The sequence below is a fragment of the Ruegeria sp. AN11 genome (genome assembly GCF_056536005.1).
Window position 1 is genome coordinate 1855273 of record NZ_JBQFJD010000001.1, and the last position, 25934, is coordinate 1881206.

Sequence of the window (25934 nt, forward strand, 5' to 3'; positions counted from 1 at the left end):
GATGAAGATGGACAAGATTCGTATGAAAGTTCACACCGTTTTCTTATTTGCCACCCGATTTTAGACAAAAAGAACCTGCATTGCGCGCGCCAAAGGTGGTTAGGCGCAACAAGAAATTTGTACTCAGCGGTAAAGATCTGAGAGTGCTTTCTCATACCTTGCTAGAACTCTAGCTCGCTTAGGCTTTAGTGTCGGCGTGATTAGACCGTTTTCTAGACCCCAGGGTTCAGTCTCGATGACAATGTCGCGGATGCGGGCAAAGGGCGGGGTATCTTCCAATCTATTTGTTAGATATTCAACCAAATTCCGTCGAACTTCTTCGGACATTGGGTTAGCTAAGGAAACATCCGTCTTTTCGCACCAAGCTTGGAATTTCGGTGCATTTACAACGACAACCGCCGAGCACCATGGCTTGCTATCACCCAACACACAGACCTGTTCGATCAGAGGATCGGCAGCCAGAGCTGCTTCTATAGGCGTTGGATTGACGTTTTCCCCGGTCGATAGCACGAGGATGTCCTTTATTCTTCCCCTTATATAAACACGCTCATCGATTATCTCGGCCGCATCGCCTGTACGAAGCCAATGATCTTGATCGAAGGCATCGTTTGTCGCGTCTGGGTTATTCCAGTAGCCGATCATAGCGCTCGGTGAGTGGATCAACAGTTCTTGCCGATCACCTATTTTTAGTTCGCTGCCCGGAAGCGTGAAGCCGACGCTGTCACAGCGACGATCATCAATTGTCGACCCGGTTACTGCAGGTCCAGCCTCTGTGAGTCCGTACCCCTGAAGCAGCGGGATTTCCATTGCTGCGAAAAACCGAGACGTATCTGCGGACAAAGGCGCACCACCGCAAACCAGCATTCTAATATGCCCCCCGAAAGCTTCGTGCACACGCCTGCTGACACGTCTACCGATCAGGGTCCAATAAAGGTTAGCCACAATAGAAGGAGGCGGCAGTTTATTTTCAACGACTTGCCGACGGCGCCAGCCGATTGCCTCTGTCCAAGCTAACAGCCTGCTGGCTATTACCGAACCTTCTGCTTCCGAAATCACTTTGTCATGGACTCTCTCGAAGAGTCTCGGCACCGCAAGCATGACGGTCGGATGCAGAGCCCGCATGTCTTCAGCCAAGTCTTGAATGGAGCGCGCGAAAGCCACCGGGCTGTTCGCAAGCATGGGACAGATATAGCCTAGGGTTCTCTCGAATGCGTGGGCCAAAGGAAGGACAGATAGGAATAAGTCCTTTTCGGAAATTGGATTGATTTCGCCCACAGTCGCCGCGTTCCAGAGGAGCGCTTTGTAAGTTAGCATCACACCCTTAGGAGGCCCCGTAGTGCCGGAGGTGTAAATAAGTGTCGCCAAATCATCTGGCGAACCAAATTCACCTCGATCTTCTTTGTAACTTCCGATCTCTATGTCGGGGCAAACCATCGCTCGACCTTTATTCGGCCCTTCCCCACTGACCAGCCAGACTTGTTTCAATACGGTCAAGGACTTACGTTCAGACCCCAAATCTTCCCATCTATCGATACTGTCGGTCACACATAAAACTGCACCGCTGTCGCGCAGAACGTGGCAAATATTGGCAACACTATCCCGCGTGTAGACCGGAACAGTTACCAACCCCTCGCACATGGCCGCCAGATCAGTGACTATCCAATCGACACAGTTCGGTAAGAAAATCCCGATCCGATCCCCGGCGCGCAAATCAGCTTGCGCGAAGGCTGCACGGCGTTTGACAACCCGTTCATTCACCATGCGCCAAGTCAGTGTCTGCCAGGCACCGTTCACGAACTGAATATAGGCGGGGCTATCGGGCGTATCGTTGACCCTTGCTTCGAATGCTTCGGGAATCGTCTGGCACAGCGCTACATCCACCCCGCTGGTTGGCGACTTCTCAAACATGTTCCATCTTCTGAGATCGCGTTCAAAACCTCCATGATTCAAATCAATTTCAATCAACGTTGGGCGGGTTAACCTGTCGGAGTGCGTCTTGAGTTGCTCAACAATTCGAGGCTTGGAAAGAAAGGTTCGACTGATGGCAGGAACTGCTTCTTCACCAGCCGCACGAATAAAGTCTTTGACGAAACTCGTGCAAAACTCAGGGCTGTACCCAAACAACCCTATCGTAAACAGCGCGACGACCGAGCCTGTGATATGGGTCGACGGTCGAGATCATCTGCTGTTTTGCTCCAACAACCTTCTTGGCCTTTCGAACCACCCAGATGTCAAAGCAACTGCCCAGAAAGCGCTGGAGCGCTATGGGCTGGGTTCCGGTGGATCACGACAGATGGCAGCGAACATCGATGTTCATAGAGCGCTTGAGCAGCGTATAGCCGAATTCGTTGGCCAAGCAGACGCTATTTGTTTTGCGGCAGGGTACATGGCTAACGTCGGGGTGATCCCAGCGCTTATGAAAGTAGACTTTCTCCAGTCTTTGGCCGAGACCCATCTTGGCCATCCCGGCCAAGAAAAACTTGGAGAAAATGACGCCGTTGGTTGGGAGGTATTTAGTGAAGAACTGAACCACGCAAGCGTCGTAGACGGTGTCCGCCTCGCAAAGGCGAAGATCAGCAGGTTCCCACACAAGAATATGAAACACCTCGCTGAGGCAATTGGCGAGTCGAAAATGCCATCCAAATTTATCGTAAGCGACGGTGTGTTTAGCATGGATGGAGACATAGCACCAATCCCGACGATGGCTGATTTGGCTCGCGAGCACAACGCCATGCTGATGATCGATGACGCACACGGGGTCGGCATGCTCGGGGCTAATGGTCGGGGTAGCCTAGAACACCACGGGGTCGCTTCAACCGACGTGGACTTGCAAATGGGTACATTTACAAAGGCTTTTGGAGGCGTTGGTGGATATGTTTCCGGGGATCAGGAAGTAATCGACTTTTTGCGTATTTCTGCACGGACATACATCTTCTCCGCACCATTGCCGCCAGCCATCGCAGCCGGGGTAACCGAAGCTATCGACCTTGCTGAACGCGAGCCCTGGAGACGCGAAAAAGCGCTTGAGAATGCATTTTACTTCAGACGTGAAGTGGAATCCCGTGGGTATGAAACTCTTGGCAGCGAAGCACACATTGTCCCAACCTTGATTGGCGACGAACTAAAAGCGGCCGAGGTTACCCGCCTGCTTAGACATCGCGGTATCGTCGCACCACATGCTCGTTACCCCGCTGTTGCGCTCGGCCAGGCTCGCATCAGGTTTGTAATGACCTGTCAACACGAACGCGAGCAGATTGACTTCCTGCTGGGTTGTCTTGCCGAAATGCGTGAGATCCTGAACCTTTAGGAGCGCGTGACGTTGGAACCGCTAGACAACAGAACGGCGCTCATTACAGGAGCATCTTCGGGGATTGGGCGGGCATTTGCGGAAGAATACGCATCCGAAGGCGTCAATTTACTCATCGTCGCACGTCGGAATGATCCCCTACAATTGTTGGCGTCACAACTGCGATCAAAATACGGAATAGACGTCCAAGTTTGGGTTGGAGACCTTGCTATCCCTGAGACGCCTCAAAGTTTGTTCGATTATCTGATTGAGCAAAACATCCAAGTGGACATCCTTGTGAACAATGCCGGGTTCGGCGTTCCTGGAAATCTGTGTGAGGTGGAATGGGACAGGCATCGAGAAACCATCGAAGTCATGGGCGCGGCTCCAGTGCGACTATGCTATCTTATTGCTCCCGCAATGCAGGAAAAAAGATCAGGGCGGATCATAAACGTATCCTCGCTGGCGGCATTTGTTCCACCTCACGCAGGAGGAACACTGTACTACCCTTTGAAATCGTACCTTGCTCAGTTCTCAATCGCATTGCGGGCGGAAATGAAACCAAGCGGCGTGCACGTTACCGCTGTGTGCCCCGGCTTCACACACACGGGATTTCAGGCCGCAGCAGGTGGAACAGTAGAATCCGTCAAGATCCCAAAGTGGATGTGGAGCGAGCCGAATGATGTCGCGGTTACCGCGATACGCGCCGTAGAAAAAAACCAACCAATCTGTATCCCGGGTTTTTTCAATAAGGCTGTGGCATTGTTCTTCAAGATCATACCCGGTTCGCTGGGACGCAAGATAGTTGGCGAGTGACCAATCAGAAGACGTCACCAGCACTCACCATTACAGGACCGTTTCGCAACTTCGCGATCATATCCTCGCCCATTCCGACTACGTCGATCCTCAATTTGGCTGAGCCTGACATGGCATGAGATAAGAGGCCCATTTTTCCACATTCTTGAATGCGACGTAAAACGCCGCTTCGTTCATCAAGCATTATCAGGCCAATCTTGGCTTGGTAATGATGCAAGCAGGCTTCCAATAGCTTAAAGAACACCGCTTCCTGTCCCTCTTTCACGACCAGATTTCCAAATCTGACGACCCTAAGATCCTGCAAACAGAAAACGCTACTTAGCCCAGGCAAATATGGGAGAATCCTAAGCAAAAATGCCCCTTGGATTCCGGGCATCGAGACGATCGACCACCTCAACAGTTCTGCCTGAGCAAGCGCTATTATCGCGTCTCCTTCTCTTACAGCAAAACACTCATCCGATTTGAATGAAGAGCGGAAGTCGGTCAATTCGTGGTCTTGATAAGCCTGCTCCAACTCGGCCAAAACCTGTTCCGCTTCCTCGGGACGGACCATGCCCACTTTTGGATCCTTGCGCGGAAAAAACCGCGAAAAAAGAGCCAGAGGTATGTTGGCCTCAACCGCATGACCAATCTGATCCGATAGGTGGAGCGAGTATTCAGTCGTTTCTTCGACATAGGCAAATCCAAACCCCGGTGTCCCGACGGTCGAGGTGCAATAATTCCGAACATGCTCAATCAGCTGCCCTGCAAGTCCCTCGTGCTGTCTATCAGGCCTAGTCGAGGCCATTACAAAGTGGAAACCATGGCACCTTTTCCCCGCTAACAATTTCAGACACTTATCCAGAACGAAAACGCAAAGCTCTTGCCCGGCATCAGACAAAACGAAAAAACTTGGGTCACGCAACCGAGCCAACTTATTTGGGACATCAATAATGCGGTATTTCGTGGATCGGCTCCCCCAGACTGTATGTCCGAGCAATTCAACGGTTGCCGCCGAAGGTTCATCCGATCGCGTGATCAGTCTGGGTAAGCTGGGGTCTTGCCAAATCACCTCAACCGTCATGAGTTTGACCTTCGTTTGACTGGCTCAAAATCGCCTTGCGCATGTCATCGAACAAACTGGCATCTGTCACGATCCTGGGAACCTTATATTGACCGCCCAAGCCACGACGAGATTTCATCCATCTGAGGAACCCTCCCGAGGAAACGAAATTCACCACTGGTGCTGTAAGAGCGAGACCTCTTGCACGTAACTCGGAATAATCTTCATTTCGGCTGCACAAGACTTTGTCGACTTTTGAAGCGAACGTTTCCGCAGCATTCGGATGAGGTTCTCCCTCTACTTCGACGAGATAGAGATGGCGATTGCGCTGATCTTCGCAGACTGCGCCCACGCTATAGTCGACAACGGAGAGTCCTGTGTTCGATGCGGCCACAGCTACTGCCTCCGCGATTTCCGCTTCAATCAGATGTTCACCGAAGACGGACAACCCGTTTTCCACTCGCCCGACCACCAACAAGCGCGGTGGCGAGAGATCCAAGAAGCGCACAATATCCCCTACAATATACGACCACAGTCCGGCGGCTGTCGAAATTGCCAAGGCGTAATCAACTCCGGTTTCAATGTTTCCAACCCAGTACCGTTCGGGATTTTTGGAATGGAGCTGTTCCGCCGGAATAAACTCAAAAAACACATGACCATTCAGGTGCAGGCGCATACCCTCCCCGTCGCCTCGGTCGGCGTAGGCAAATACGCCCTCGCTGGCAGAGTACATCTCTCGTGTTTCTGCGTGGCCTCCCTGCATCAGCGCCACAAACCGCTGCCGGTACGGAGCGAAATTTACGCCACCGTGTACGATAAGCTCTAGGTTTGGATACCAATCGACTAGTTTTACTCCCGAAGTGTCCCGATCTTTTGCGAGTTCGTCCAAAAAGATAAGCAACCAGTTTGGTGAACCCCCCAAAAAACGCACGTCTCTCTGCAAAGATAGGGGTGCCAGACGGCGGATCTTTTCCTCCCAATCTGCGATCCCGGCAATATCGGGGGTTGGCAACACTCGACCCTCAAACCAGTTTGGCATTGCACCTGCAGTGATGGCACTGACGGAACCCACATCCACCTCTGGAGTGGCGTGCTGCAAGTCAGTTGGGCCGGTCAAACCAAGTACAGAGCCCCCCAGCACCCTGCTGCCCGGTCGATTAACAAAGTGGTGACACAGAAGATCTAGAAATCCGCGCGCCGCAGAACGCCGCATCTCGGTCGAATATGGAATGTATTTGGAGCGACCCGTTGTTGTCCCCGAGGTCATTGCAAAATGCGGAATTCGCCCCGGCCAAGTTTGGTCGATGAGATCGGGGTATCTTGCCTGCCACCACTCCTGCCAGAACTCGACGTATTGGCGGATAGGCACTCGCTGCTGGTAGTCTCTGAGTTTGGAGATTTGGTCAAAGCCATGGGCTTGTCCGAACTTCGTTTTAGACGCGCGGCGAACAAGCCTAGTCAACAGCGTCGATTGAACAACAGAGGGGTTCTGTCGATTCAAACTCCAAACCCTAGCCTTCGCGTACCGACGAGCCAATGGGCTGAAGTCGATCATGCGACTGGATCGGCTAATTGCTCGTGTCGGTTGAGGTTTGTTCATCGCCTAGGCTGCCCAGTTCACAAGGTTAATTTGCGAAAACGATTACTTCTCCAGTGTTTCACACTTGCCATTGACTGTCGGCTAGACTCTCCGTTGTAAAATTCGCATAGCGCGGCGCCTTGTACAGCAAAATGTCCGTTTTCCACGAATACGTTGGTCTCGGCCTGCGCTACCGCTGACAGATTTCGGCATATTCTATCGAAATCTTTTTGGCCTCCCAACTTGAGAACCGTAGCTGTTCAACTGGCGCGCCACATTGATTTGGCTCAAGCACCGTTGGCCTGACTTTGCTGTCTGCACTGAACCAAAGAAGTTGAACATTTGTTGCGTGGCCAGCGAACACAGTAGTTGATAATCTTGGTATCAGTTCTGCGGAACCGCCGGTATTTTGGTCACCGAACTCCGAGTTTGCTGCGGCTGCTCAATTGTACGTTCTGGATCCAGGCAGGCCTGAATTTCAGAGAAGTCCAGAGTTTCATTTTTTTCAAGCGCTGCAATCAACGTCTCGACCTCGGGCTTGTGCTCTTCGAGAGTGGAAATTGCTCTGGCTTCGGCGTCAATGAGCATTTTCATAACTGCCCGGTCTACTTGTGCTGCCGTTGTATCAGCTATGTTCGTCGGCTGCGCGATTGTACGTCCCAGAAATGGGTGGTCGTCGCTTTGCCTCAGGTCGATTGGGCCGAGTTCTTCGGTCATCCCCCACCTTGTCACCATACTTCTGGCGGTTTCGGTAGCCCGTCGGATGTCGTCGTCAGCGCCGGAACTGACCGTTCCCAGGAACAGTTGCTCTGCCGCTCGCCCCGCAAGCAAAGCAACAATCTGATCTCTGAGAAACGTTTCACTAAGGGTATGACGCTCTGCTTCCGGCAATGAGTGTGTCCCCCCAAGCGCGTGACCTCGCGGAATAATCGTCACTTTGTACAAGGGGTCAGCTTCTGGCGTGAAATAGCAAACGGCGGTGTGGCCAGCCTCGTGCACGGCAAGACGGTGCCTTTCTTCGGGTCGTATCGCAAGAGTGCGGACAGTCCCCATCATCACTTTGTCACGCGCTTCATCAAGGTCGTTGCGAGAAATCAGATCAGCTCTTCGCCGCGCTGCTCCGATTGCGGCCTCATTAAGCAAGTTTTTCAGGTCAGCCCCCGAGAACCCCGGCGTTCCTGCCGCGATCCAACCCAGGTCGCCAGTATCTTCAAGCGGCAGTTTTCTTGCATGTATGTCAAGAATAGCCCGCCGGGCATCTTTCTCAGGCAAGTTCAGTGTTACATGGCGGTCGAAACGGCCAGGCCGGAGTAAGGCTGGGTCCAGCACATCTGGCCGATTGGTCGCCGCCAGCACAACAACAGATTCTCGGCCACTAAATCCATCAAGCTCGGCAAGTATCTGGTTCAGTGTCTGCTCCCGTTCATCATGACCACCGCCAAGCCCTGTTCCACGAGTACGTCCGACGCTGTCCAACTCATCGATAAAAATAATAGAGGGAGCGGCCTTACGCGCCTCTTCAAAGAGTTTACGCACCCTTCCTGCGCCAACGCCGACGAAAATCTCAATAAACTCGGAACCAGATGTCGAAAAGAATGGTACGTCGGCCTCGCCGGCAAGGGCTTTGGCCAGAAGCGTTTTGCCCGTCCCCGGGGGGCCAACAAGCAAAACCCCATGTGGGACCTCAGCGCCGACACGGGCAAAACGCTCTGGGTCGCGTAAAAACTCTACTAACTCTATTACTTCGCGCTTAGCCTGATCCTGCCCCGCGACATCTTCGAAGGTTACCTTTCTTCCAGCTTCGTTTGGTTTTGAGAAACGACCGCTTAGTAGACCACCAGAAATACCTCCCGGACCGCCGGCTATCCCGCCCGTCATTCGTCTTTGAAACCAGAAATACAGGGCCAGGATAAATATCCACGGAATAAGATAGACGAAGACCGAGGTTCCAGATGGTTCAATCGCAGTAACATCAACACCGTTATCTTCCAGCAGCGCCAACAAATCCGGGTCGCTCTGGCTTGGCACAACGGCCCGGAAAGCTTGCTCATCATCCCCGTTTGCAGAGGTAGCGCGAACCGTTATGCTGTGATCACTTAATTCTGCTGAACGAACCCGTCCCGCACGAATGATCTCTTTCACGCCGCTATATGAAATCGTCGTAGCGGTCAGTTCGGTAGGCGGCGCAAAGAAACTTGCGACAATTAAAGTTCCCATCGTGGCAACAAGCGCAACATAATAAATCCACTCTGGCCATTTTGGCCCATTGCCGGGATCTTTAGTTGGCTCTTGTGGCATAAGCGAAATCTTTCAAACAGACTGGTACTTGCGTCCGAAGACAGCACAACCTCAGACCCGCTACCAACCACACAGACTATGCATCCTAGATCAAGGCCCAATCAAATAATAGTCAACTTTGCATTATCTTAGCAAAACCAATTGCAGATTTAGCTGAAGTTACATGCGTTTGAACAAACCGCTTTTCACGGCAAACCTCCAGGCTTCAACACCACTCGAACCTCGATCAAAAGGTTGGCAACGGCGGAAATCGCAAGTTTCGAGTTCACTGAGTCTATTGACCTGCATCAATGCATCTTCCTCTGATACCCGTCAGTCTTGGCCTTTCAAAACGGAGGGGAAACCATGATTTCGAATATCTTGGTCGCAACTGACGGCTCTGAAACAGCTGATCGTGCCGTTGAATTCGCTACAGACCTAGCGCTCAGACTGGATGTGCCAATGACTATCGGCCATGTTCTTCAACATGGCGCTCGCATTGAAGAATTGGGCCGCATGACTGAGGTCGAGCACTTGGTTCAGCAAGTCAAAAGCGATGTGAAGCTTCATTTGGGCGACATTCCATCCAATATTGACGCGGTATTTTCGGGCCCCCTGTCACGCGCAGACAGAGAGCGTATCATCACAGTGATTGGCGAGAAAATCGTTGATGGAGCGGCGCGACGCGCGAAGGATGCAGGCGCGAAGAGCGTTTCGACACGGGTAAACAATGGGGATTACGATGAAGGCATCCTAAAAATGGCCAGTGAAATCGGTGCAGACACAATAGTTATAGGCCACCGCGGCTTGGGCCGGGTTCAACGGATCTTTCAAGGCAGCGTTTCGCAAAAAGTCAATCAGCGTGCAGACTGCACGGTGATTACCGTACGCTAAAATAAAGCAAACGGACCGGATACTATTCTGTGGTACCGACGCATTCAGAATTTCTGCAATGCGCAGCGTCAATGTCAGCAACAAAGGAGATCCAGAGGAAAAAAGTATGCGAGCAATGGTTTTTGGCAATGCCGTCTCAAGACTGGAACTCAGAAATGTTCCGACCCCGAAACCCGCCGCCAACCAGGTGCTTATCAAAGTTCTGGCATGTGGCGTGTGTCGAACCGACTTGCACGTTATTGACGGCGATCTTTCTGAACCAAAGCTCCCGCTTATCCCTGGGCACGAGATCGTTGGCTGCATCGAAAGATTGGGGACCAATGTCGAAGGGTACCAAGAAGGGCAGCGCGTTGGTGTGCCCTGGCTCGGGCGTACGTGTGGGAATTGCTCTTATTGCCACGAAGGACGGGAAAATCTGTGCGATCACCCTGGGTTTACTGGCTATACGATCAATGGAGGATACGCCGAGTACTGTGTCGCTGATGCCAAGTTTGTTTTCCCATTGTCCGAAAAAGCTGACCCCGTTTCCCTGGCACCTCTTTTATGTGCGGGCTTAATCGGCTACCGAAGTTTAAAACTCGCAGGCAAGGTCCAGACACTGGGCATCTATGGTTTCGGCGCCGCCGCACACATTCTTTGCCAGATTGCGAAACATCAGGGTATTGAAGTTTTCGCCTTTACTCGAGATAGCGATATAGCCGCGCAAAATTTTGCGCGAAACCTTGGTGCAAGTTGGGCAGGAGGCTCTTCGGAGACGTCACCATCACAATTGGATGCCGCAATAGTTTTCGCTCCAGTCGGAGCTTTGGTGCCTGCTTCGTTAAAGTCTGTGCGCAAGGGAGGCCGTGTTATTTGTGGGGGAATCCACATGAGCGATATTCCAAGTTTCCCGTACGCCGATCTTTGGGAAGAGCGATCAATAGCCTCCGTCGCAAACCTTACGCGTCAGGATGGCAGAGAATTTTTTACTCTTGCTGAAGCTGCAAGTGTTCGGACGGAAGTAATTCCTTATCCTCTTGAGAAAGCAAACGACGCGCTTGATCACCTTCGGGAAGGCAAGCTGCAAGGAGCAGCGGTGCTTGTACCTTAGACGTTCTGCCTGCATTTGTGCGATGTGAATGGGCGTCGCTTTTCTGTTGATACCTTTGCAAAGCTCACAAACCCATTCAGCGGTTCCATCAATCGCTCGACCTGAACCCTTTAGGTCGTGGTGGGAAACAATCCGCTGTTCGCGGCAGAAAGGACAAGTTGCAATCGCATGAAAATCGGGAACATGGACGGCTTTTCAGCCTCAACCGCTGGTGCTAGTGGGCGCGAGATTGCCCTCTCAGAACGCAACCAACCTAAGAGTGTTCCTGAGCGAATTTTTGACCCAACAATATGTATTGGTCGGTCCACGGGAGAGGCTGAGCGCGAGTGAAATCTGCCAATGCTTCAGCGTGCCGGCTCGCCTCTGTGGGGTCGCGTCCGGCTATGGCAACTTCGATCGCAAGGCGTCTGAACCAGAAATGATTGCGGCTCATCGAGCCAAGCTCTAACACATGCTCACCTTCCTGCAATAACTTCAGCTGGACATCGCGATCGCGCTCAAGTCGTGCCATTTCCGCGAGTACCATTGGCCCACAATAACTCATTCCCGCACGTCGGCATGTCGAGAGAACCGTATCTTGCTGGAAAACTACTACCTGCCCGGTGATCTCAGGCAGCAGATCGATGCTTTCGTCGATCACTACAACCACCGGCGCAATCATGAGAGCCTGCAAAACCTCACCCCGGCCGATGTCTACTTCGAGCGCGGCCACACCATTCTGAAACAACGAGAAAGGATCAAACGGAAGACAATCGAAACCCAGCGCTTGCTTCACCGCAAATCCGCCGCATAATCAAACCAAACAGATGCGCCAGATCCTCTCTTAGCTCAGCCGGCCATCTGTCCCAAAATCCCTGACGACGGACAGGAGGAGAATATGCAGGTTTATCGAGGGATTTTACTGGCACTGTTAGTCACGGGGCCTGCACTAGCGCAGGAGGTCCGCCTCAGTGAGGGAAGTGATTTGTACCGGACGTATTGCTGGCAATGTCACGGTTTCGAAGCGACCGGAGACGGGCCAATGGCCGAAATGTTGGCTATTCGAACACCCGACCTTACCAAATTGGCGGGCGAAAACGACGGTGTGTTTCCGATAGTTCGCATAGCTGAACAGATTGATGGTCGTTCACAATTGCTCGCTCATGGGGGCGAAATGCCAATCTTTGGCGCGGTGTTCGAGACAGACCAGCAAATCGCGGTGGCTTTGCCCAATGGGCAATCTATGATGGTTGGCCTGCCGTTGGCGAATTTGCTCGCTTTTCTTGAATCGATCCAGTCTGAATAGGCGCTGACCAATCCGCTAGTCGGTATCCGCCGTGCGTCTGATCGACATGAGAGTCAACGGCGGCCCCAACACCTCGAAGGCCACAGTACTGGCCAGAGTAATGGCCATGATCGACGCGGCCCAATGCGGAAATTGCTCTCCAGCTACAAGGGCCATTCCGACCGCAACACCGGCCTGTGGCAACAAAGCGGGACCGTACCAGCGGGTCTCACGGCGAGGCAGGCCGCCAAGTCTTGCTCCGCAGTAACCTCCGACCAGGCGGGCCACGGCGCGCAAAAACAGAAAAAGTGCACCAGCCCAGCCCATCAAGCCGAAGGCTTCAATGTCCAACGTGGCGCCAGCCAGCAGAAAGAACAGAATCATGAACGGCCACTGAATGTGCTCGATCTCATGAAAAGCACGGTCGTGATGGCGCGCAAGATTTCCGATAACCGCGCCCGCAACCATGCCTGCTACCAAGAATGAAACCTCCAGCCAAAGCGCGAGGCCCGCTGTCAGAAAGACTATGCCCACTGCTTCTGCCTGCATGGGTTCTCCGGGTTTCAAGCGGCCTGTCAGGTAAGCGGATGGCACGCCCAGTGCGGTACCCAATAGTATCGCCCCTCCGAAATCCCACATCGCTGTGGTCGTGACGGTGGCCCAACCATCCGAATGACCGGCCAGAACCAAGGCGATGCTGAAAACGATCAGACCCCAAGCGTCATCAATTGCGACTACGCCCTTTAATGTTTCGGTAAAGCTGTTGGACACCCCAGATTGTTTGATCACGTCTGCAATGGCGGCCGGAGCTGTAGCCGTGCCAATTGCCGCCAGCACCAACGCCAACCCGAACGGTACGCCAATCGCGGTCAGTCCAACCGACACAATAACAAGGGTTGCAACCACGATTGAAATCGAAATCGTCAGAATGGCTCGGCCATGCCGAACCAGGTTTTTGCGGGTCAAAGATCCTCCAAGAAGAAACGCGACCATCGTCAAGGCAACAATGGAGATCTCATCGAACCACTTGGCAACGTCGACCGGGATCACCCCGAATCCTGCGTTCCCGGCAATCAGGCCGAGGAACAGTAAGGTTGTAACACGAGGAAGATGCGTGGCCCGGCCAAGTTGATCGGCCGCCAATCCGGCAAGGAAAAGGACACCAAGGGTAATCAGAAAGCCGGCAATGTGCATAGAAAACCAAGCGTTAAGTTCTTGTCTAGACTACTCTAACTCCAACCCGGCCTGCTAGGAACCGATGTCGGAGAGATTGCGACTGTCCCGTCGCAGCTTTAGCCGAAGGTCCTAAAAATAAGGGATATTGATCTGTATTAAGGCGAAAGCGCGCCGCAGGTGGCAAAAGAGCTCATTCAGAAAATGCGGAGGAATTTTCGATGCCGACAAAGAAATCCAACACAAATAGCCCGACCTCACTTTTGGATGTTTTCAAGCAAATGCAGCCGCCCATTTCTGGCAATCCGGCCTTCGGTGCCCAGATCGAACAATTTTGGGACGCGCAAGAGAAATTGCTCGAAGAAACCGAGGCCTTTGCACAGCATTGGTTCGAACGGCGTCATGAGGCGGTCCGGACGGCTCTAAAAGCTGCACGCAATGTGTCTTCCGCGAACCCGTCCGATCCTTCTAAAGCCCTTCAGAGTATGGCGGAATGGCAGCGCCACTCGACGGAGCGATTGGTTGCTGACGCGCAGGAATGGTTCGAAACCGTGGCCCGTTGTGCAGCATATGTCGCTGAAACCGAGGCTGAAGCTGTTGAGCAAACAGTTGATGATGTTGCAGCCGCTACAAAGAGCGCAGGGAAATCTTCAAAGTCTGAGCCGGTTTAGATTTCCTACTGCCGACTAAACCAGATTGAAATCATCAGAGAAGTAGATAGGAGGTCAAATGTACAAGAACATCCTGATCCCGGTTGCTCTGGACCAAGAATACGACACACAAGCGTCGTTTGAAGCCGCGCGCCAATTGGCTGATGCGGACGCTGTATTCACTGTGATACACGTCCAAGAGCCAATTCCGGCGTATGTAGGGTCTCAGATTCCCAGCGAAGTACTTGCCAATACGCGGCATGAAATCCTGGAAAACCTGCATCAAACAGCTTCTGAAATTCCAGGCGCGGAAACTCGGCTTATCTCTGGGCATGCGGGCAGGGCTATTGTCGACTTCGCAAATGAGAGCGACGCGGATTGCATCGTCTTGGCCTCGCACAAGCCTGGTTTTGAGGACATATTTCTAGGTTCCACTGCGAACAGAGTCGTGCATCACGCCAGGTGCTCGGTTCACGTAATTCGCTGAACCAAACCTTGCGGTGCGAGATCTTGATCGAATGGCCTCTTTCTTCGTTAGTGTTGATTGTCACTGAGCGGCAATTGAGGAGACGAATTCCCGATACAACTACTGGCACTTTGGAAAGCACTGTTTTCCGGGGCGCTTAAATGCGGGCTCGTTTGCCGCAAGTTGGCAGGGAAAATGGGGCGTGTATGTAGCTTACGACATCTGCGCAAGCGACATACAAAATGGTCGACTTGATGCCGCTGTGGCACAAGCTGTCTTTAGGTAAGGGTTTCTATTCGTAGACGCCCAAGCCGACTGCCAGCGTATCAAGAAAATAATCGAGACTTGGCTGAAATCCGGGGCGTTGGTCACAGGGCAGAAAACAGGTGCTCAACGCAAGCCTGTCCCAACTGTGGAGGTAGGCGAATGGGCAACGGTATGATGTGCGCCACCACCCAAAAATCATGGGTGGCGCAAGGTGACGCTAACACCCCCAAAAACAGTTGCGCTACCACCACCTCCCCTAAAAGGGGCGGGGGTGGTGGTGGCGCTGCGCCACCTGTCCGCTCGCGGGGTGGTCCAAAACAAAGTTGCAAACGCGACGGCGAGATGTCGGCAGGGACCTTGCGAAGACCACGGACGAACAATTTTCACGCGTCATGGGGTTTGCAGACTATGTTAATAAATGCTGTTGTTTATTGATGGGGAGACCGACAAAGCTGGAAGTCAAAATACGTTCGCTCTTTCAAGGCGATCCCATTGATTGGTGTGAAATTTGGTCACGTTGGCGACCGTGCCCAGCAGAGGCGCACAAGCACCCAAACTATCGGAGGGATTGCTCACAGTGCCACGGCGTAAATTGCAAACGGATGGCTGAGCTGGGCTTGAATGAAAACGGTGACCCGCTGCCCAAGTCAGAACGCCCGACGTGCGGAGCAAAAACCCGTACCGGCGGCCAATGTCAGGCCCGAGTGATACCAGGTAAACGACGCTGCCGGTTGCATGGCGGTCTTAGCACCGGGCCAAAGAAAAAGGTCAAACAGGGACCCTCATCGCTTTCACAGAAGAATTAATTTGATGTAATCTGAAAGTTGGCCGTTTTCTGGCAGCGTCTATCAGGTCGCATCTGAACCACTGCAGTATAGAAGCAGTCACTCGATTGGGTCTCTGGGCGGATCGGCTAGACCGGTGTATTTGTGGGCTTCACTGTAACCTTCTGCCGTAGGCCTCCCTCAGCAGGGGATCGACTGTGGAACCGAACGAAGAATTGTGAGCACCCGGGGCCGATTGGGTGGATACTTAGGTGGACAAAATCCACCTTCCACATGGATTTCTTATAAACATCATACAGATGATGAAGATTAGTGGTGCCCGGGGGCGGAATCGAACCACCGACACGAGGATTTTCAATCCACTGCTCTACCCCTGAGCTACCCGGGCACGGGAACGACTTTCGTCGTTGGGTGGAGGCCTTCTATGACTTGCACCACGCAGTGTCCAGAGGCTTTTTGAGATTTTTTCAATGCGGCCTTGGCGGCTCGGAATTCTCCCCGGAGACATCTGCCTCTTCGTCCTCTTCCCGCTGGGAAGCGACCGCATAGGAGCCGTTCAGCCACTTGGCCAGATCGATGTCGGCACAGCGCTTTGAACAGAAGGGACGGAACCTGGTCACGGTGTCTTCACCACAGATCGGACAGCTCATTTCAGCACCTCGGACAGGGGAATGCGTCCGCGTTTGCGTTGCAACTCATAGTGGCCCAGAGGCGTCCAGCCCGCCAGAGTGGTCTCGATGCCGTCGGCTTTGAATGCAGCGCGCAGAGCCCCTTCGAAGCCTCTGCGATCCTTCTTGGGCATGGGGGCGAGATCCAGCGTGATCTGCCCACCCAGACCGCGCACGCGCAATGCGCGCGCCAGTGTCTTGGCACAGGCGAAATTGGCTTTTGTTCCGGCTGCAAGCGACGTGTCGGCCCCGGTATTCACATCCACCGCCACCAACGCGCGTGTCGGTTGAATGTAAAGATGACCACCACCGGGAAGTGGTTCGGAAATACCGCGCGCTACATCCAGCGCGTCAAGCACACCATGGGTTTCGAAGCTTCCGGACTGGGTTACAACCTCGGCCGGATCAGTCCAGTCGCGCCATGCCAGAACGTGTGGGCTGTCGCCTTCCAGCAGCAACTCCGGCTCGGTCCCGGGGTCGTTCATGACCTGGTCGGCATTGGCCAGCATGGCGCTGATGTCTGCGGCGATTTCGTTGGCGTTCTCGCCCTGGCAACACGAGCGCAGGATGAGGCCGTAGTCACTGCCGTCCATGCTTTCATGCGCGATCTCCAGAAGCCGATCGCGCTCATCCTCGTCCCGGATCGAGCGCGAGATGTTCAAGCCCGGCGCATCGGGCGTGATGATCGCATAGCGGCTTTTGAACAGGACGCGGTCCGTAACCGGCAGCGCCTTACCCGGTTCCGCATACCCTGTGACCTGCACCAGCATCGATGTGCCGGGGGCCAGACCTTTGACCTGACGCAGAAACGCGGGGCCGTCGGGCGTGGTCAGGAACATTCCGCCCTGCCCTTTGACCGGGCGGTCGGCACGTGCGCGGTAAATCGTACCCGGCACGGGGGCGTCTGCGGCAATCAGGAAATCGTCCAGCTTGCCGTCTACCATCAGTGCGGCAGCCTCGCGGTCGTCGATGTGATCCAGAACGATGGTACGACCCTTCATGATACCTCACGATACAGGGGATAGCCGATGCCTTGCAAAAGAGCGGCGGTTTCGGAAAGGGGCAGGCCGACGATACCGGTGAAAGAGCCGGAAATCCACGGGATGAACGCCCCGGCAGGACCCTGAATGGCGTAAGCGCCAGCTTTGCCCTTCCAGTCTCCGGTCGCCAGATAGGCGTTGATTTCAATGTCAGACAAACGCTTGACCTTGACTTGGGAAACCACGTCACGCTGCAGGATCCGCTCTCCGCGCCGCACGGCGACCGAGGTGATCACGCGATGGCGCCGACCGGACAGGGCGTGCAGAAATTCAGCCGCCTGCCCCACATCCTCGGGTTTGCCCAGAATGCGGCGGCCCAGCGCCACGGTGGTGTCCGCGCACAGGGTGACGTCATCGCTATCCGATTGAACTGCCTGCACTTTTGCGCGAGTGATGCGGCTGCAATAGGGAATCGGCAATTCGCCCTTCAGGGGCGTTTCGTCGATATCGGGCGCGCGGATGGCATCGGGCTGCACGCCAAGCTGGGCCAACAGGTCCAGCCGTCTTGGGCTGCCCGATCCGAGAATAAACGCCATTGCGGCAGGCGTTATTTGAAGCGGTAGTTGATCCGACCCTTGGTCAGATCATAAGGGGTCATCTCGACCTGAACCTTGTCGCCGGCTAGAACACGGATGCGGTTCTTGCGCATCTTCCCTGCCGTATGTGCGATGATTTCATGGCCGTTTTCCAGCTCGACCCGAAACGTCGCATTAGGCAGGAGTTCCTTCACGACACCGGGAAATTCGAGCGTATCTTCCTTGGCCATGTTGTCTCCATCATTACGTTGCACCTGCAGAATCTACAGGGATGTGCGCTTAAATGAGCCTATTTCGGCCTTATTTCAAGGGCGGAATCATCTAAAGGCTGGATATTGTGACCGATTCGGCGCGGGGTGGCTGTTCGTCCCAGTGGGTTCTGTTCAGAACATGGCCATCGGCGCGAACCTCGGCAATGGCGGACAGATCGATATCCGCATAGGTCCAACCCGGTTGGTTCAGGGTGCCTTCGGCCAGCACTCCGGTCTGGGGAAAGCCCTTGTCGGGCGGGCCGAATATGCCACCTGTGCCGGTGTTCATGTCTACCGCCTCGGACCAATCGTTACGCCCAACCAGCGACGACATAACCGTAACACATTGATTTTCCAACGCTCTTGACATCGCACCGATGCGAACGCGCCAATATCCTGACAACGCCTCGGTGCAGGATGGCACCAGGATAAGATCGGCTTCGTTCAGGGCGCGACCCAGCAGGGGAAACTCGCTGTCATAGCAAATGAGGATACCGATTTTGCCAAGTGCGGTGTCGAAAAGCCTGAGCGGACCACCGGGGGCAATGTCCCAGATCTCACGCTCGAACCGGGTCATGATTTGCTTGTCCTGATGCGCGACACCACCGTCCGGCGCATAGAAAACGGCCCGGTTCACGGGGCGGCCCGAACCGTCAATCACCGGGGCCGATGCACCCAGAATGTATGTTTTGTACGTCTGCGCGAGGCGGGTGTGCAGGTTTTGTACGTCTTCCATCCGCCCGGACACCGCCTGGATCGAGCGTTCCAGATCACCGGCCACCCCGGCCCCGTCCAGCGTCGACAATTCCATCGCGCCGTATTCGGGAAAGACCAGCAGGTCGGCGCCCTGCCCAGTGGCCTCGGCGACCCAGCGGTCCAGCTTGTCCTCGTACTGGCTCCAACTGGCGAGCCAGTCGAGATCGTATGCGGCAGTTGCGACTTTCATCGATGTGTCCCCGGTTCAAAGTTGCTGGGACATTAGATGCGGAGGTGGCGGACTGTACAGCGCAATTCCTTCGAATTGTCGAACTACGCAACCACTTAGAGCCGAGACAGGAAGGCAACGATTAGCGGTCAGATCACCCGACCCCGCCATAGCGCGCTGTACTTAGGTGTCGGCCATCCCGAAAAGAACCCACTGGATGCCGGGTTCGGCCTCATGAGCTGGCGCGGCGTGGCAAATGAGACACTGGCTGCCTTCCTCGAAGGCATAGCGGCGATTTGGACGAGTAAGCTCAGCCTGAACAACTGCTCACTCACCGCGTTGACACGATGAATGGCTGTTTTGTCGGCAAGCGACCAAAACGGCCTACAAATCCCTGATCCAGAATTGCAAAGGCTTCTGGGTCTCGCCCTTTTCCCCGATATCCTTCCACGAAAACTGCGCGATGACGCCGGGAAGCGGTGCGTATCCGCGCGCGTGCCAGAAGGCGTCGAGCGGCCGGTATGTTTCGGGGCGCATCGGGTGGTCGGCAGGACGCTGGACGCCGCAGAACGCGCATTTAGAAAACCCGTGGCTGCGGGCGTGGGCTTCGCGCAGGTCGAAGAACTTGTGGCCAACGCCCTGCCCGCGATAGTCGGGTAACAACACGGATTCCGCACAATAGAAGATGTCACCCAGATCCAGCCCGGTTCCGTCGAACGCCGCCGCGAAATCGTCGGCGTGGTCGGTCAGCGGTGCGCCGGTCGATGCGCCGATCAGGCGGTCGCCGTCGAAGGCGCCGACCATTATGGCGCGGTCGCTGTCGCGGTAGGATTGCAGATACTTTCGTTCGTAATCCAGATCACCGTCATAGAGATAGGGCCAGGCGCGGAACACCTGGATCCGAAGGCGCGCCACATCATCCAGCGCGGCCTCCAGTGCCGCGCCGGTCAGGGTGCGGACCTCGCTCACCTCAGGCATTTGCGACCTGACGGGTCCAGTCGGCAAGATTGTAGAAGGTGGTAACCCGGGTGATTTTGCCGTCCTTGAGGTCAAAGAAGGACCCTGCGGGCAGGCGGTAGGTCTGGCCGTTGGCTCGCGGCAACCCTTCATCCGTTTCCAGATAGGTGCCGTTGACGATGAACTCGGCGGCGGCGCGGGTGCCACCCTCGGCCTCGAAAACCACGATATCGGTCAGGTTCTCGCGGTAGCAGCGGTTCATATGAGCACAGAAGGCTGCAAATTTTTCCTTGCCGACACGGATCTGGCCTTCGTTCACGTGATGGGCCACATCATCGGACAAACAGGCCAGCATGCCGTCCACGTCACCGGCGTTGAAGGCTTCGAAATAGGTTTTGACGGTCGCGTTCATGATCTCTCCGTTGGTTCGCCCCAGCGATCTTTCAGATGCTGAATGATCTGATCGCGGGTCTGACGGTAGTGATGTAGCTTTTGTTCGCGTGTCTCGCCCAGTCCGGTAGGGTCCATTATTGGCCAATAATCGACATCGAGGTGAAAAACACGGGTCAGTTCCAGCGCCTTGCGTTGACTGGCAGGCGACAACGCCACCACCAGATCGAAGGAACTGAGGTCATCGCCCCATTCTTCCATCTCGTCGAACGACCGAGAGCGGTGGCGCGACAGTTCGACATCGATCTCCTGACAGGCGGCAATGCAGAACCCGTCGATTTCCAGATCGTTATGCACGCCGGCAGACTGAACATAGGTGCCGGTGCCATAGAACTTTTTCATGATCCCTTCGGCCATGGGAGACCGGACCGCGTTGTGGTCGCAACAAAACAGGACCGACTGCGGCAACGGCTTCACGCGTCAGCCTCCGAAATGCAACACGCAGATCAGCGTGAACAGGCGGCGGGCGGTATCGGTATCGATGTCGGCCTTCCCTTCCAGCCGTTCCTGCAGCACGCGGCTGCCTTCGTTGTGGATACCGCGCCGGGCCATGTCGATGGTTTCGATCTGGCTGGGCGGCAGGGTCTTCACGGCATCGAAATAGCTTTCGCAGATCTGGAAGTAATCCTTGACCACTTGCCGGAACGGACCCAGCGACAGGTGAAACTCGGCCGCCTTTTCGCTGGTCTCGGTTTCGATGTCGAAGACCAGCCGTTTGTCGCGGATCGACAATTGCAGGTGATACGGGCCGTCAGGCACGGTGCGACCGTCGCGCTGGGGCAGCGTGAAGGTGTTCTCTTCAAGCAGATCATAGATCGCGACCTTACGCTCCTGCTCGATCTCGGGGGTCGGCGGAGGCAGGTTTCGGTCGTCCAGTTCGATATGCGAAATACGGGTCATTGATCATTTGGTCCGTTCAGGTCTGGCCAGACTTATCGTAAGAGTTCTGAATGGGCAATGCGTGGGTTCGGATGCCGCGGGCCCTGTCACAAAGGGTGGTCCGAGGGGTCGATTCCGTGCTTGCGCAGCAGCGTGTCGACCAGTGATCCCGGATTGATCGGGCGCCCCGAGAAGATCCTGCGGAACCACGACCCAAAGAAATGGACCGACATCTGCTGCTGCCAGTTCAGGGTGTCCAGTTTGGACAGGTCCGGCTCATTCCACAGCGACCGGTGGCGCAGCGGGATCGGGTAGAGCAGCGTACGGGGAACGCTCATCTCGTGTTCGGGTGTTTGGAAGATGTAGTGGAACAGCATGGGCGGGCCGAAGCTGAAGATGGGCAGGCTCCAATGCGTGGATTTGCCGTAGAGTTCCAGGTAGTTGGTCTTTTTCTGATCGCTCCACCAGGGCGGAACCAGATCGCTGTCGAAAGCGAAATCGCACATGTTCCGCAAGGCCGGGCTGTCGCCGGGCAAGGCCAGCACGCCATTCATGATGCGGCGGGTTTTGCGGTTGGCCTTGGGGAACAGGTAGCCGTTTTCGGTTTCAAACGGGCGCAGGGCGTAGGCGTCGGTGTCAGCCCAGATGTAATCTGTCTGCTCCAGCAGTTTCAGTCGGAACAGATCGGCATGCACGGCCGCCGACCGGGTGACAGGGTCGCGGATAATCTCGGGAGTGTCGAATATCTCACGCGCGTCGCGGGCTTCAATATAGTCCGGAATGTCCCGCAGATCGCCGTAATGGTAGACGATCGGCGTCTGATCCACGTCGGCGAAGGATTTCAGGCACAAATGTTCCAGAAAGCTGAACCGTTCTCCGATCCACAGGGTCGCCACACGTTCCAATAGACTGATCCTTGCTGGTCGGTGAACGGTTTAGCGGTCAATCGAGCGCCCCGAAACCCGTCCCCGGCCAGGGTCGGGTCGGCTGTGGCCCGCAGGCCATAGCTTTACCCGTTCAGCCGCCTGAGGCGGGCCGTGACGGACAGCCCGTGCGCCTCAAGGCTTTCCGATGTGGCCAATTGCTCGGCGGCGGGTCCGATCGCGCGCAGGGCTTCGGGCGTCATGTGGCTGAGCGTGGTGCGCTTGAGGAAATCCATCACACTGAGACCCGAGGAAAACCGGGCGGAACGCGCAGTCGGCAGCACGTGGTTGGGGCCGCCGACATAATCGCCTATGGCCTCGGGCGTGTATTGGCCAAGGAAAATGGCACCCGCGTGAACGGTTTTGGCGCTCAGCGCCACCGGGTCGGCCACGCAAAGCTCAAGATGTTCGGGTGCGATGCGATTTGACAGCGCGGCGGCCTGTTCCAGATCGCGGACGGTAATGACGGCACCGAAATCGCGCCAACTGGCCCCGGCAATCGCGCGGCGCTGCAAGGTCTGGAGGCGCTTTTCGACCGCCTGCGCGACCGCCTGCCCGAATGCGGCGTCGTCAGTGATAAGGATCGACTGCGCGCTTTCGTCATGTTCGGCCTGGCTGAGGAGGTCCAGCGCGATCCAGTCGGGGTCATTGTCCTTGTCGGCGATCACCAGAATCTCGGACGGGCCCGCGATCATGTCGATGCCGACCTTGCCAAAGACCCGGCGCTTGGCCGCCGCGACAAAAGCATTGCCCGGACCGGTGATCTTGTCCACGGGCGCGATGGTCTTTGTCCCGTAGGCCAACGCGGCAATCGCCTGTGCACCGCCGATGCGATACACCTCGTCCACACCGGATAGTTGTGCGGCCAGCAGGACCAGCGGGTTCACCTGCCCGTCCGGTGTCGGCACCACGATGGCCAGACGTTCAACCCCGGCGACCTTGGCGGGGATGGCGTTCATCAGAACGGAAGAGGGATAGGACGCAAGCCCGCCCGGCACATAGAGCCCTGCTGCCGAAACCGCTGTCCAGCGCCAGCCCAGCGTCGCCCCGGCCTCATCAGTCCAATTTTCGTCCTGCGGCAGCTGTTTTTCGTGATAGGCACGGATGCGATCCGCCGCCAGTTCCAGCGCCGCGCGGTCGTCGGCCGAAACCTGTGCAACCGCTGCTGAGATTTCAGCCGCAGAAAAGGCCATGGTTTCCGGTGTCAGGTCCAGCCGGTCAAACCTTGAGGTCAGCTCGATCACCGCCGCATCGCCCCGGGTGCGCACATCGTCGATGATCTGCGCAACCACCGCATCCACATCCGGACTGTCCTCGCGTTTGGCGGACAACAGTGTCTGAAAGGCGCTTTCGAAGTCGGGCGCGGTCGTATCGAGGAAAACGGGCATGATCTGGCACTCCGGACGTTTGACGCGGGACATATCGCCGGGAGGGGCGGGCCTCAACCCTCAGTCGCCTGGGTGCAGCGATTTGCGCATGGCAAAGCAGGACAGATCCATGCGGTCGCAACACTGCCCGGTGGCCTGCCAGCCGCGGCGCAGATAGAAATCTTGCGCGGTTTGCGTTGCCTCAAGTCGGGCATCGGAACATCCCGCAGCGATCAGTTCCTGTTCCATGCGGTTCAACAATGCCGAACCAAGACCACAGCCGGTATGATCCGGATCGATGTAAAGCAGAGTGATCTCTCCGGTTTCAAACAAACCGCCGACAGCAGCCAACTGCCCGGCCCGCTCGGCCAGCCAGATCTGCGAACCGGGTTTGATCCAGCCCCGGATCGTGGCCGGGTCCTTGTTTTCCGTCCATTGCGCGATGGCCCGGGGGTCGTTCTGATGATCTGCCGTGCAAAGCTGGGTGATCGACCGGATCAGAACCCGGCTGATGTCGAACACGTCGAAAACGGTAGCGCGGCGCAGAATGACACCTTCAGGCGCGGCGGAAAACGCCTGAGATATGCCGCGCTTGTTCTGCATCTATTCGGGATGGTGCGGGGCATGCCCGGACGGGGCCCGGTAAGGGCGCGTGACGTCCTTGAGCGTGGCATCCAGCGCCTCGACCGTCAGCCGAATCGCACCGTCCCCGGCCAGCGTCAGCAACACCTGACCCGCGCCTTCTTCGCCCGGTTCAAAATCGACCGACAGCAGTGACATCACCGTATCCTTTTCGCTGCGGTCGACACCCTGGCTGGCAACAGACAGGACCGAGTCGAACACCAGCACGGATTGCACGCGCTCAAACGGGCGGCCCCGGCGGTCGGCTGCGTCCTTGTCTTCCCAGCGGAAGCGGTTGAGCAGCAGGCCAAAGCGGCGCTGCGAAGGTTGCCATTTCATCTCGGTCGCAGGGAAAACCGCGTCCTGTGCAAGGGTCGAGATCACCTGCAAGTCATCGCCGTCCTCGGCCCCCAGATTCAGCGGCGCCTCGCGCCCGTCTTCGAAACTTGCGTCTGTCATTCGCCCTTGATCCGTTCAATCTTTGCGCCCACGCCTTCCAGCTTGCGCACCACATGTTCATATCCGCGGTCCAGATGATAGACCCGGCTGACCGTTGTTTCGCCTTCCGCCGCCATTCCGGCAAGGATCAGCGACACCGAGGCCCGCAGGTCCGTCGCCATGACCGGCGCCCCTTTGAGCTTTTCAACACCAGTGACGGTCGCCGTGCCGCCATGCACCTCGATATGCGCGCCCATGCGGACCAGTTCGGGGGCGTGCATGAAACGGTTCTCGAAAATCCGCTCTTCCAGGACAGAGGTACCTTCGGCCGTGCACATCAGCGCCATCATCTGCGCCTGCAGGTCGGTGGGAAAGCCCGGGAAAGGTTCCGTGACAACGTCCACGGCGCTGACGCGGCCATTCTTGCGCGCGACCTTCAAGCCCTTTTCGGTCTCACTCACGTTGATGCCGGCCGCATCCAGCTTGGCCGCGAAGGATTCGACCAGAGACATCCGGCCGCCCAGCAACTCAACCTCGCCACCGCAGATCGCGGGGGCCAACATGTAGGTGCCCAGTTCAATCCGGTCGGTCACCACCTGATGCGTCGCGCCATGCAGCCGGTCGACACCCTGAATTTCGATGGTCGACGTGCCCTCACCCGAGATTTGCGCGCCCATCTTGCGCAGGCATTCGACCAGATCGACGATTTCAGGCTCTCGGGCTGCGTTTTTCAGGACCGTGGTGCCCTTGGCCAGCGTCGCGGCCATGACGATGTTTTCAGTCGCCCCGACCGAGGCGAAGCGCATCTCGTGCACGGCGCCCTTCAGGCCGCCCGGCGCGCTGGCGTGCAGGTAACCGTCTTTCAGCGCGATCTCGGCGCCCAGCGCTTCTAGCCCTTCAACGTGCAGATCCATGGGCCGCGCACCGATCGCGCAGCCGCCGGGCAGCGACACGACCGCCTCGCCAAAGCGGGCCAGCAACGGGCCAAGCACTAGGTTCGAGGCGCGCATCTTACGCACGATATCGTAGTCGGCGACATGACTGGTCAGGGTGTGACTGGACATCGCGATCACCTGACCGTCCTGCAGCGCGGACACCTCGGCCCCCAGCGACTGCAGCAGCGTGGTCATGGTCTTGATGTCGCTCAACCGCGGTGCGTTGGTCAGCGTAAGCGGTTCTTCGCTCAGCAAGGTTGCGGGCATCAGCGTCAGACACGCGTTTTTGGCCCCCGCAATCGGTATCTGACCATTGAGAGGGCCGTTGCCCGTCACCAGAATCGAATCCATCTGC

Annotated in this window: 27 protein-coding genes, 1 tRNA gene and 1 pseudogene; 9 read left to right on the forward strand and 20 right to left on the reverse strand. The window is 56.0% G+C overall.

Going from position 1 to position 25934, the window contains the following annotated elements; translation table 11 throughout:
- Window positions 1–123: 123 nt before the first annotated feature.
- Window positions 124–1965, reverse strand: coding sequence for an AMP-dependent synthetase/ligase (locus tag ACR3EQ_RS09140; protein ID WP_480490428.1), 1842 nt, complete (start codon window positions 1963–1965; stop codon window positions 124–126).
- A gap of 76 nt (window positions 1966–2041) precedes the next feature.
- On the opposite strand from ACR3EQ_RS09140, the gene ACR3EQ_RS09145 reads away from it, so the two are divergent.
- Entirely contained in the window at window positions 2042–3307 is a 1266-nt protein-coding gene (locus ACR3EQ_RS09145) for an aminotransferase class I/II-fold pyridoxal phosphate-dependent enzyme (protein ID WP_480490430.1), read from the forward strand.
- A 12-nt stretch (window positions 3308–3319) separates the two neighbouring features.
- Window positions 3320–4102: an SDR family NAD(P)-dependent oxidoreductase gene (locus tag ACR3EQ_RS09150; protein WP_480490432.1), complete on the forward strand. Its 783-nt coding sequence runs from the start codon at window positions 3320–3322 to the stop codon at window positions 4100–4102.
- 4 nt (window positions 4103–4106) lie between these two features.
- Here the strand turns inward: ACR3EQ_RS09150 and ACR3EQ_RS09155 are convergent, their stop codons facing one another.
- From ACR3EQ_RS09155 to ftsH, 3 genes are all read right to left on the reverse strand, one after another.
- Entirely contained in the window at window positions 4107–5165 is a 1059-nt protein-coding gene (locus ACR3EQ_RS09155) for a hypothetical protein (protein ID WP_480490434.1), read from the reverse strand.
- Window positions 5155–6699 (reverse strand): GH3 family acyl-acid amido synthetase, encoded by a 1545-nt coding sequence (locus ACR3EQ_RS09160; RefSeq protein ID WP_480490436.1) that lies wholly within the window; start codon window positions 6697–6699, stop codon window positions 5155–5157. Before ACR3EQ_RS09160 ends, ACR3EQ_RS09155 begins: the two co-directional genes overlap by 11 nt.
- 408 nt (window positions 6700–7107) lie before the next feature.
- The gene (gene ftsH / locus ACR3EQ_RS09165; RefSeq protein ID WP_480490438.1) at window positions 7108–9021 is read right to left on the reverse strand and encodes an ATP-dependent zinc metalloprotease FtsH; all 1914 of its coding nucleotides are present in this window, start codon (window positions 9019–9021) and stop codon (window positions 7108–7110) included.
- Window positions 9022–9366: 345 nt separating this feature from the next.
- On the opposite strand from ftsH, the gene ACR3EQ_RS09170 reads away from it, so the two are divergent.
- The 4 genes and pseudogenes from ACR3EQ_RS09170 to ACR3EQ_RS09185 all read left to right on the forward strand — a co-directional run bounded on the left by ACR3EQ_RS09170 (window position 9367) and on the right by ACR3EQ_RS09185 (window position 12269).
- Complete coding sequence (locus ACR3EQ_RS09170) at window positions 9367–9894, forward strand: universal stress protein (RefSeq protein WP_170680650.1); 528 nt, start codon at window positions 9367–9369, stop codon at window positions 9892–9894.
- A gap of 58 nt (window positions 9895–9952) precedes the next feature.
- Entirely contained in the window at window positions 9953–10984 is a 1032-nt protein-coding gene (locus tag ACR3EQ_RS09175; protein ID WP_480490440.1) for a zinc-dependent alcohol dehydrogenase family protein, read from the forward strand.
- 565 nt (window positions 10985–11549) lie between these two features.
- A pseudogene (locus tag ACR3EQ_RS09180) lies at window positions 11550–11777 on the forward strand (integrase core domain-containing protein); the annotation flags it as partial.
- A gap of 84 nt (window positions 11778–11861) precedes the next feature.
- On the forward strand, window positions 11862–12269 hold the full coding sequence (locus ACR3EQ_RS09185; RefSeq protein WP_170617554.1) for a c-type cytochrome: 408 nt from the start codon (window positions 11862–11864) through the stop codon (window positions 12267–12269).
- A 15-nt stretch (window positions 12270–12284) separates the two neighbouring features.
- Here ACR3EQ_RS09185 and ACR3EQ_RS09190 read toward each other — a convergent pair whose 3' ends face one another.
- A complete protein-coding gene (locus ACR3EQ_RS09190; protein WP_170817049.1) occupies window positions 12285–13442 on the reverse strand; it encodes a cation:proton antiporter in 1158 nt (385 codons plus the stop codon).
- Window positions 13443–13642: 200 nt separating this feature from the next.
- On the opposite strand from ACR3EQ_RS09190, the gene ACR3EQ_RS09195 reads away from it, so the two are divergent.
- The 3 genes from ACR3EQ_RS09195 to ACR3EQ_RS09205 all read left to right on the forward strand — a co-directional run bounded on the left by ACR3EQ_RS09195 (window position 13643) and on the right by ACR3EQ_RS09205 (window position 15610).
- Window positions 13643–14092, forward strand: coding sequence for a phasin family protein (locus tag ACR3EQ_RS09195; RefSeq protein ID WP_480490442.1), 450 nt, complete (start codon window positions 13643–13645; stop codon window positions 14090–14092).
- A 58-nt stretch (window positions 14093–14150) separates the two neighbouring features.
- A complete protein-coding gene (locus ACR3EQ_RS09200; protein ID WP_170617637.1) occupies window positions 14151–14558 on the forward strand; it encodes a universal stress protein in 408 nt (135 codons plus the stop codon).
- 848 nt (window positions 14559–15406) lie between these two features.
- Window positions 15407–15610: an HGGxSTG domain-containing protein gene (locus ACR3EQ_RS09205; protein ID WP_480490444.1), complete on the forward strand. Its 204-nt coding sequence runs from the start codon at window positions 15407–15409 to the stop codon at window positions 15608–15610.
- 292 nt (window positions 15611–15902) lie between these two features.
- Here the strand turns inward: ACR3EQ_RS09205 and ACR3EQ_RS09210 are convergent.
- From ACR3EQ_RS09210 to murA, 15 genes are all read right to left on the reverse strand, one after another.
- A tRNA-Phe gene (locus ACR3EQ_RS09210) sits at window positions 15903–15977 on the reverse strand.
- Between the two features lie 79 nt (window positions 15978–16056).
- On the reverse strand, window positions 16057–16239 hold the full coding sequence (locus ACR3EQ_RS09215) for a DNA gyrase inhibitor YacG (RefSeq protein WP_170612412.1): 183 nt from the start codon (window positions 16237–16239) through the stop codon (window positions 16057–16059).
- Window positions 16236–17258: a ribonuclease E/G gene (locus ACR3EQ_RS09220; RefSeq protein ID WP_170612410.1), complete on the reverse strand. Its 1023-nt coding sequence runs from the start codon at window positions 17256–17258 to the stop codon at window positions 16236–16238. Before ACR3EQ_RS09220 ends, ACR3EQ_RS09215 begins: the two co-directional genes overlap by 4 nt.
- A complete protein-coding gene (locus ACR3EQ_RS09225) occupies window positions 17255–17833 on the reverse strand; it encodes a Maf family protein (RefSeq protein ID WP_170619885.1) in 579 nt (192 codons plus the stop codon). The genes ACR3EQ_RS09220 and ACR3EQ_RS09225 overlap by 4 nt, the downstream gene beginning before the upstream one ends.
- Window positions 17834–17844: 11 nt before the next feature.
- The gene (gene infA / locus ACR3EQ_RS09230; RefSeq protein ID WP_005978431.1) at window positions 17845–18063 is read right to left on the reverse strand and encodes a translation initiation factor IF-1; all 219 of its coding nucleotides are present in this window, start codon (window positions 18061–18063) and stop codon (window positions 17845–17847) included.
- Window positions 18064–18154: 91 nt separating this feature from the next.
- The gene (locus ACR3EQ_RS09235) at window positions 18155–19030 is read right to left on the reverse strand and encodes a carbon-nitrogen hydrolase family protein (protein ID WP_170612406.1); all 876 of its coding nucleotides are present in this window, start codon (window positions 19028–19030) and stop codon (window positions 18155–18157) included.
- 363 nt (window positions 19031–19393) lie between these two features.
- Window positions 19394–19987, reverse strand: coding sequence for a GNAT family N-acetyltransferase (locus ACR3EQ_RS09240; protein WP_170612404.1), 594 nt, complete (start codon window positions 19985–19987; stop codon window positions 19394–19396).
- Window positions 19980–20378, reverse strand: coding sequence for a ketosteroid isomerase-related protein (locus ACR3EQ_RS09245; protein WP_170612402.1), 399 nt, complete (start codon window positions 20376–20378; stop codon window positions 19980–19982). The genes ACR3EQ_RS09240 and ACR3EQ_RS09245 overlap by 8 nt, the downstream gene beginning before the upstream one ends.
- On the reverse strand, window positions 20375–20833 hold the full coding sequence (locus tag ACR3EQ_RS09250; RefSeq protein WP_170619887.1) for an arsenate-mycothiol transferase ArsC: 459 nt from the start codon (window positions 20831–20833) through the stop codon (window positions 20375–20377). The genes ACR3EQ_RS09245 and ACR3EQ_RS09250 overlap by 4 nt, the downstream gene beginning before the upstream one ends.
- A gap of 3 nt (window positions 20834–20836) precedes the next feature.
- Window positions 20837–21316: a UPF0262 family protein gene (locus ACR3EQ_RS09255; protein WP_170612399.1), complete on the reverse strand. Its 480-nt coding sequence runs from the start codon at window positions 21314–21316 to the stop codon at window positions 20837–20839.
- 86 nt (window positions 21317–21402) lie between these two features.
- Window positions 21403–22200, reverse strand: a complete 798-nt coding sequence (locus tag ACR3EQ_RS09260) for a hypothetical protein (protein ID WP_170612397.1) — start codon at window positions 22198–22200, stop codon at window positions 21403–21405.
- A 104-nt stretch (window positions 22201–22304) separates the two neighbouring features.
- Window positions 22305–23606, reverse strand: coding sequence for a histidinol dehydrogenase (gene hisD / locus ACR3EQ_RS09265; RefSeq protein ID WP_170612395.1), 1302 nt, complete (start codon window positions 23604–23606; stop codon window positions 22305–22307).
- A 60-nt stretch (window positions 23607–23666) separates the two neighbouring features.
- Window positions 23667–24188 (reverse strand): GNAT family N-acetyltransferase, encoded by a 522-nt coding sequence (locus ACR3EQ_RS09270; RefSeq protein ID WP_170612393.1) that lies wholly within the window; start codon window positions 24186–24188, stop codon window positions 23667–23669.
- Window positions 24189–24665, reverse strand: a complete 477-nt coding sequence (locus ACR3EQ_RS09275) for a DUF2948 family protein (RefSeq protein ID WP_170612391.1) — start codon at window positions 24663–24665, stop codon at window positions 24189–24191. It abuts the gene before it with no gap.
- Complete coding sequence (gene murA / locus ACR3EQ_RS09280) at window positions 24662–25930, reverse strand: UDP-N-acetylglucosamine 1-carboxyvinyltransferase (RefSeq protein WP_170612389.1); 1269 nt, start codon at window positions 25928–25930, stop codon at window positions 24662–24664. The genes ACR3EQ_RS09275 and murA overlap by 4 nt, the downstream gene beginning before the upstream one ends.
- Window positions 25931–25934 lie beyond the last annotated feature (4 nt).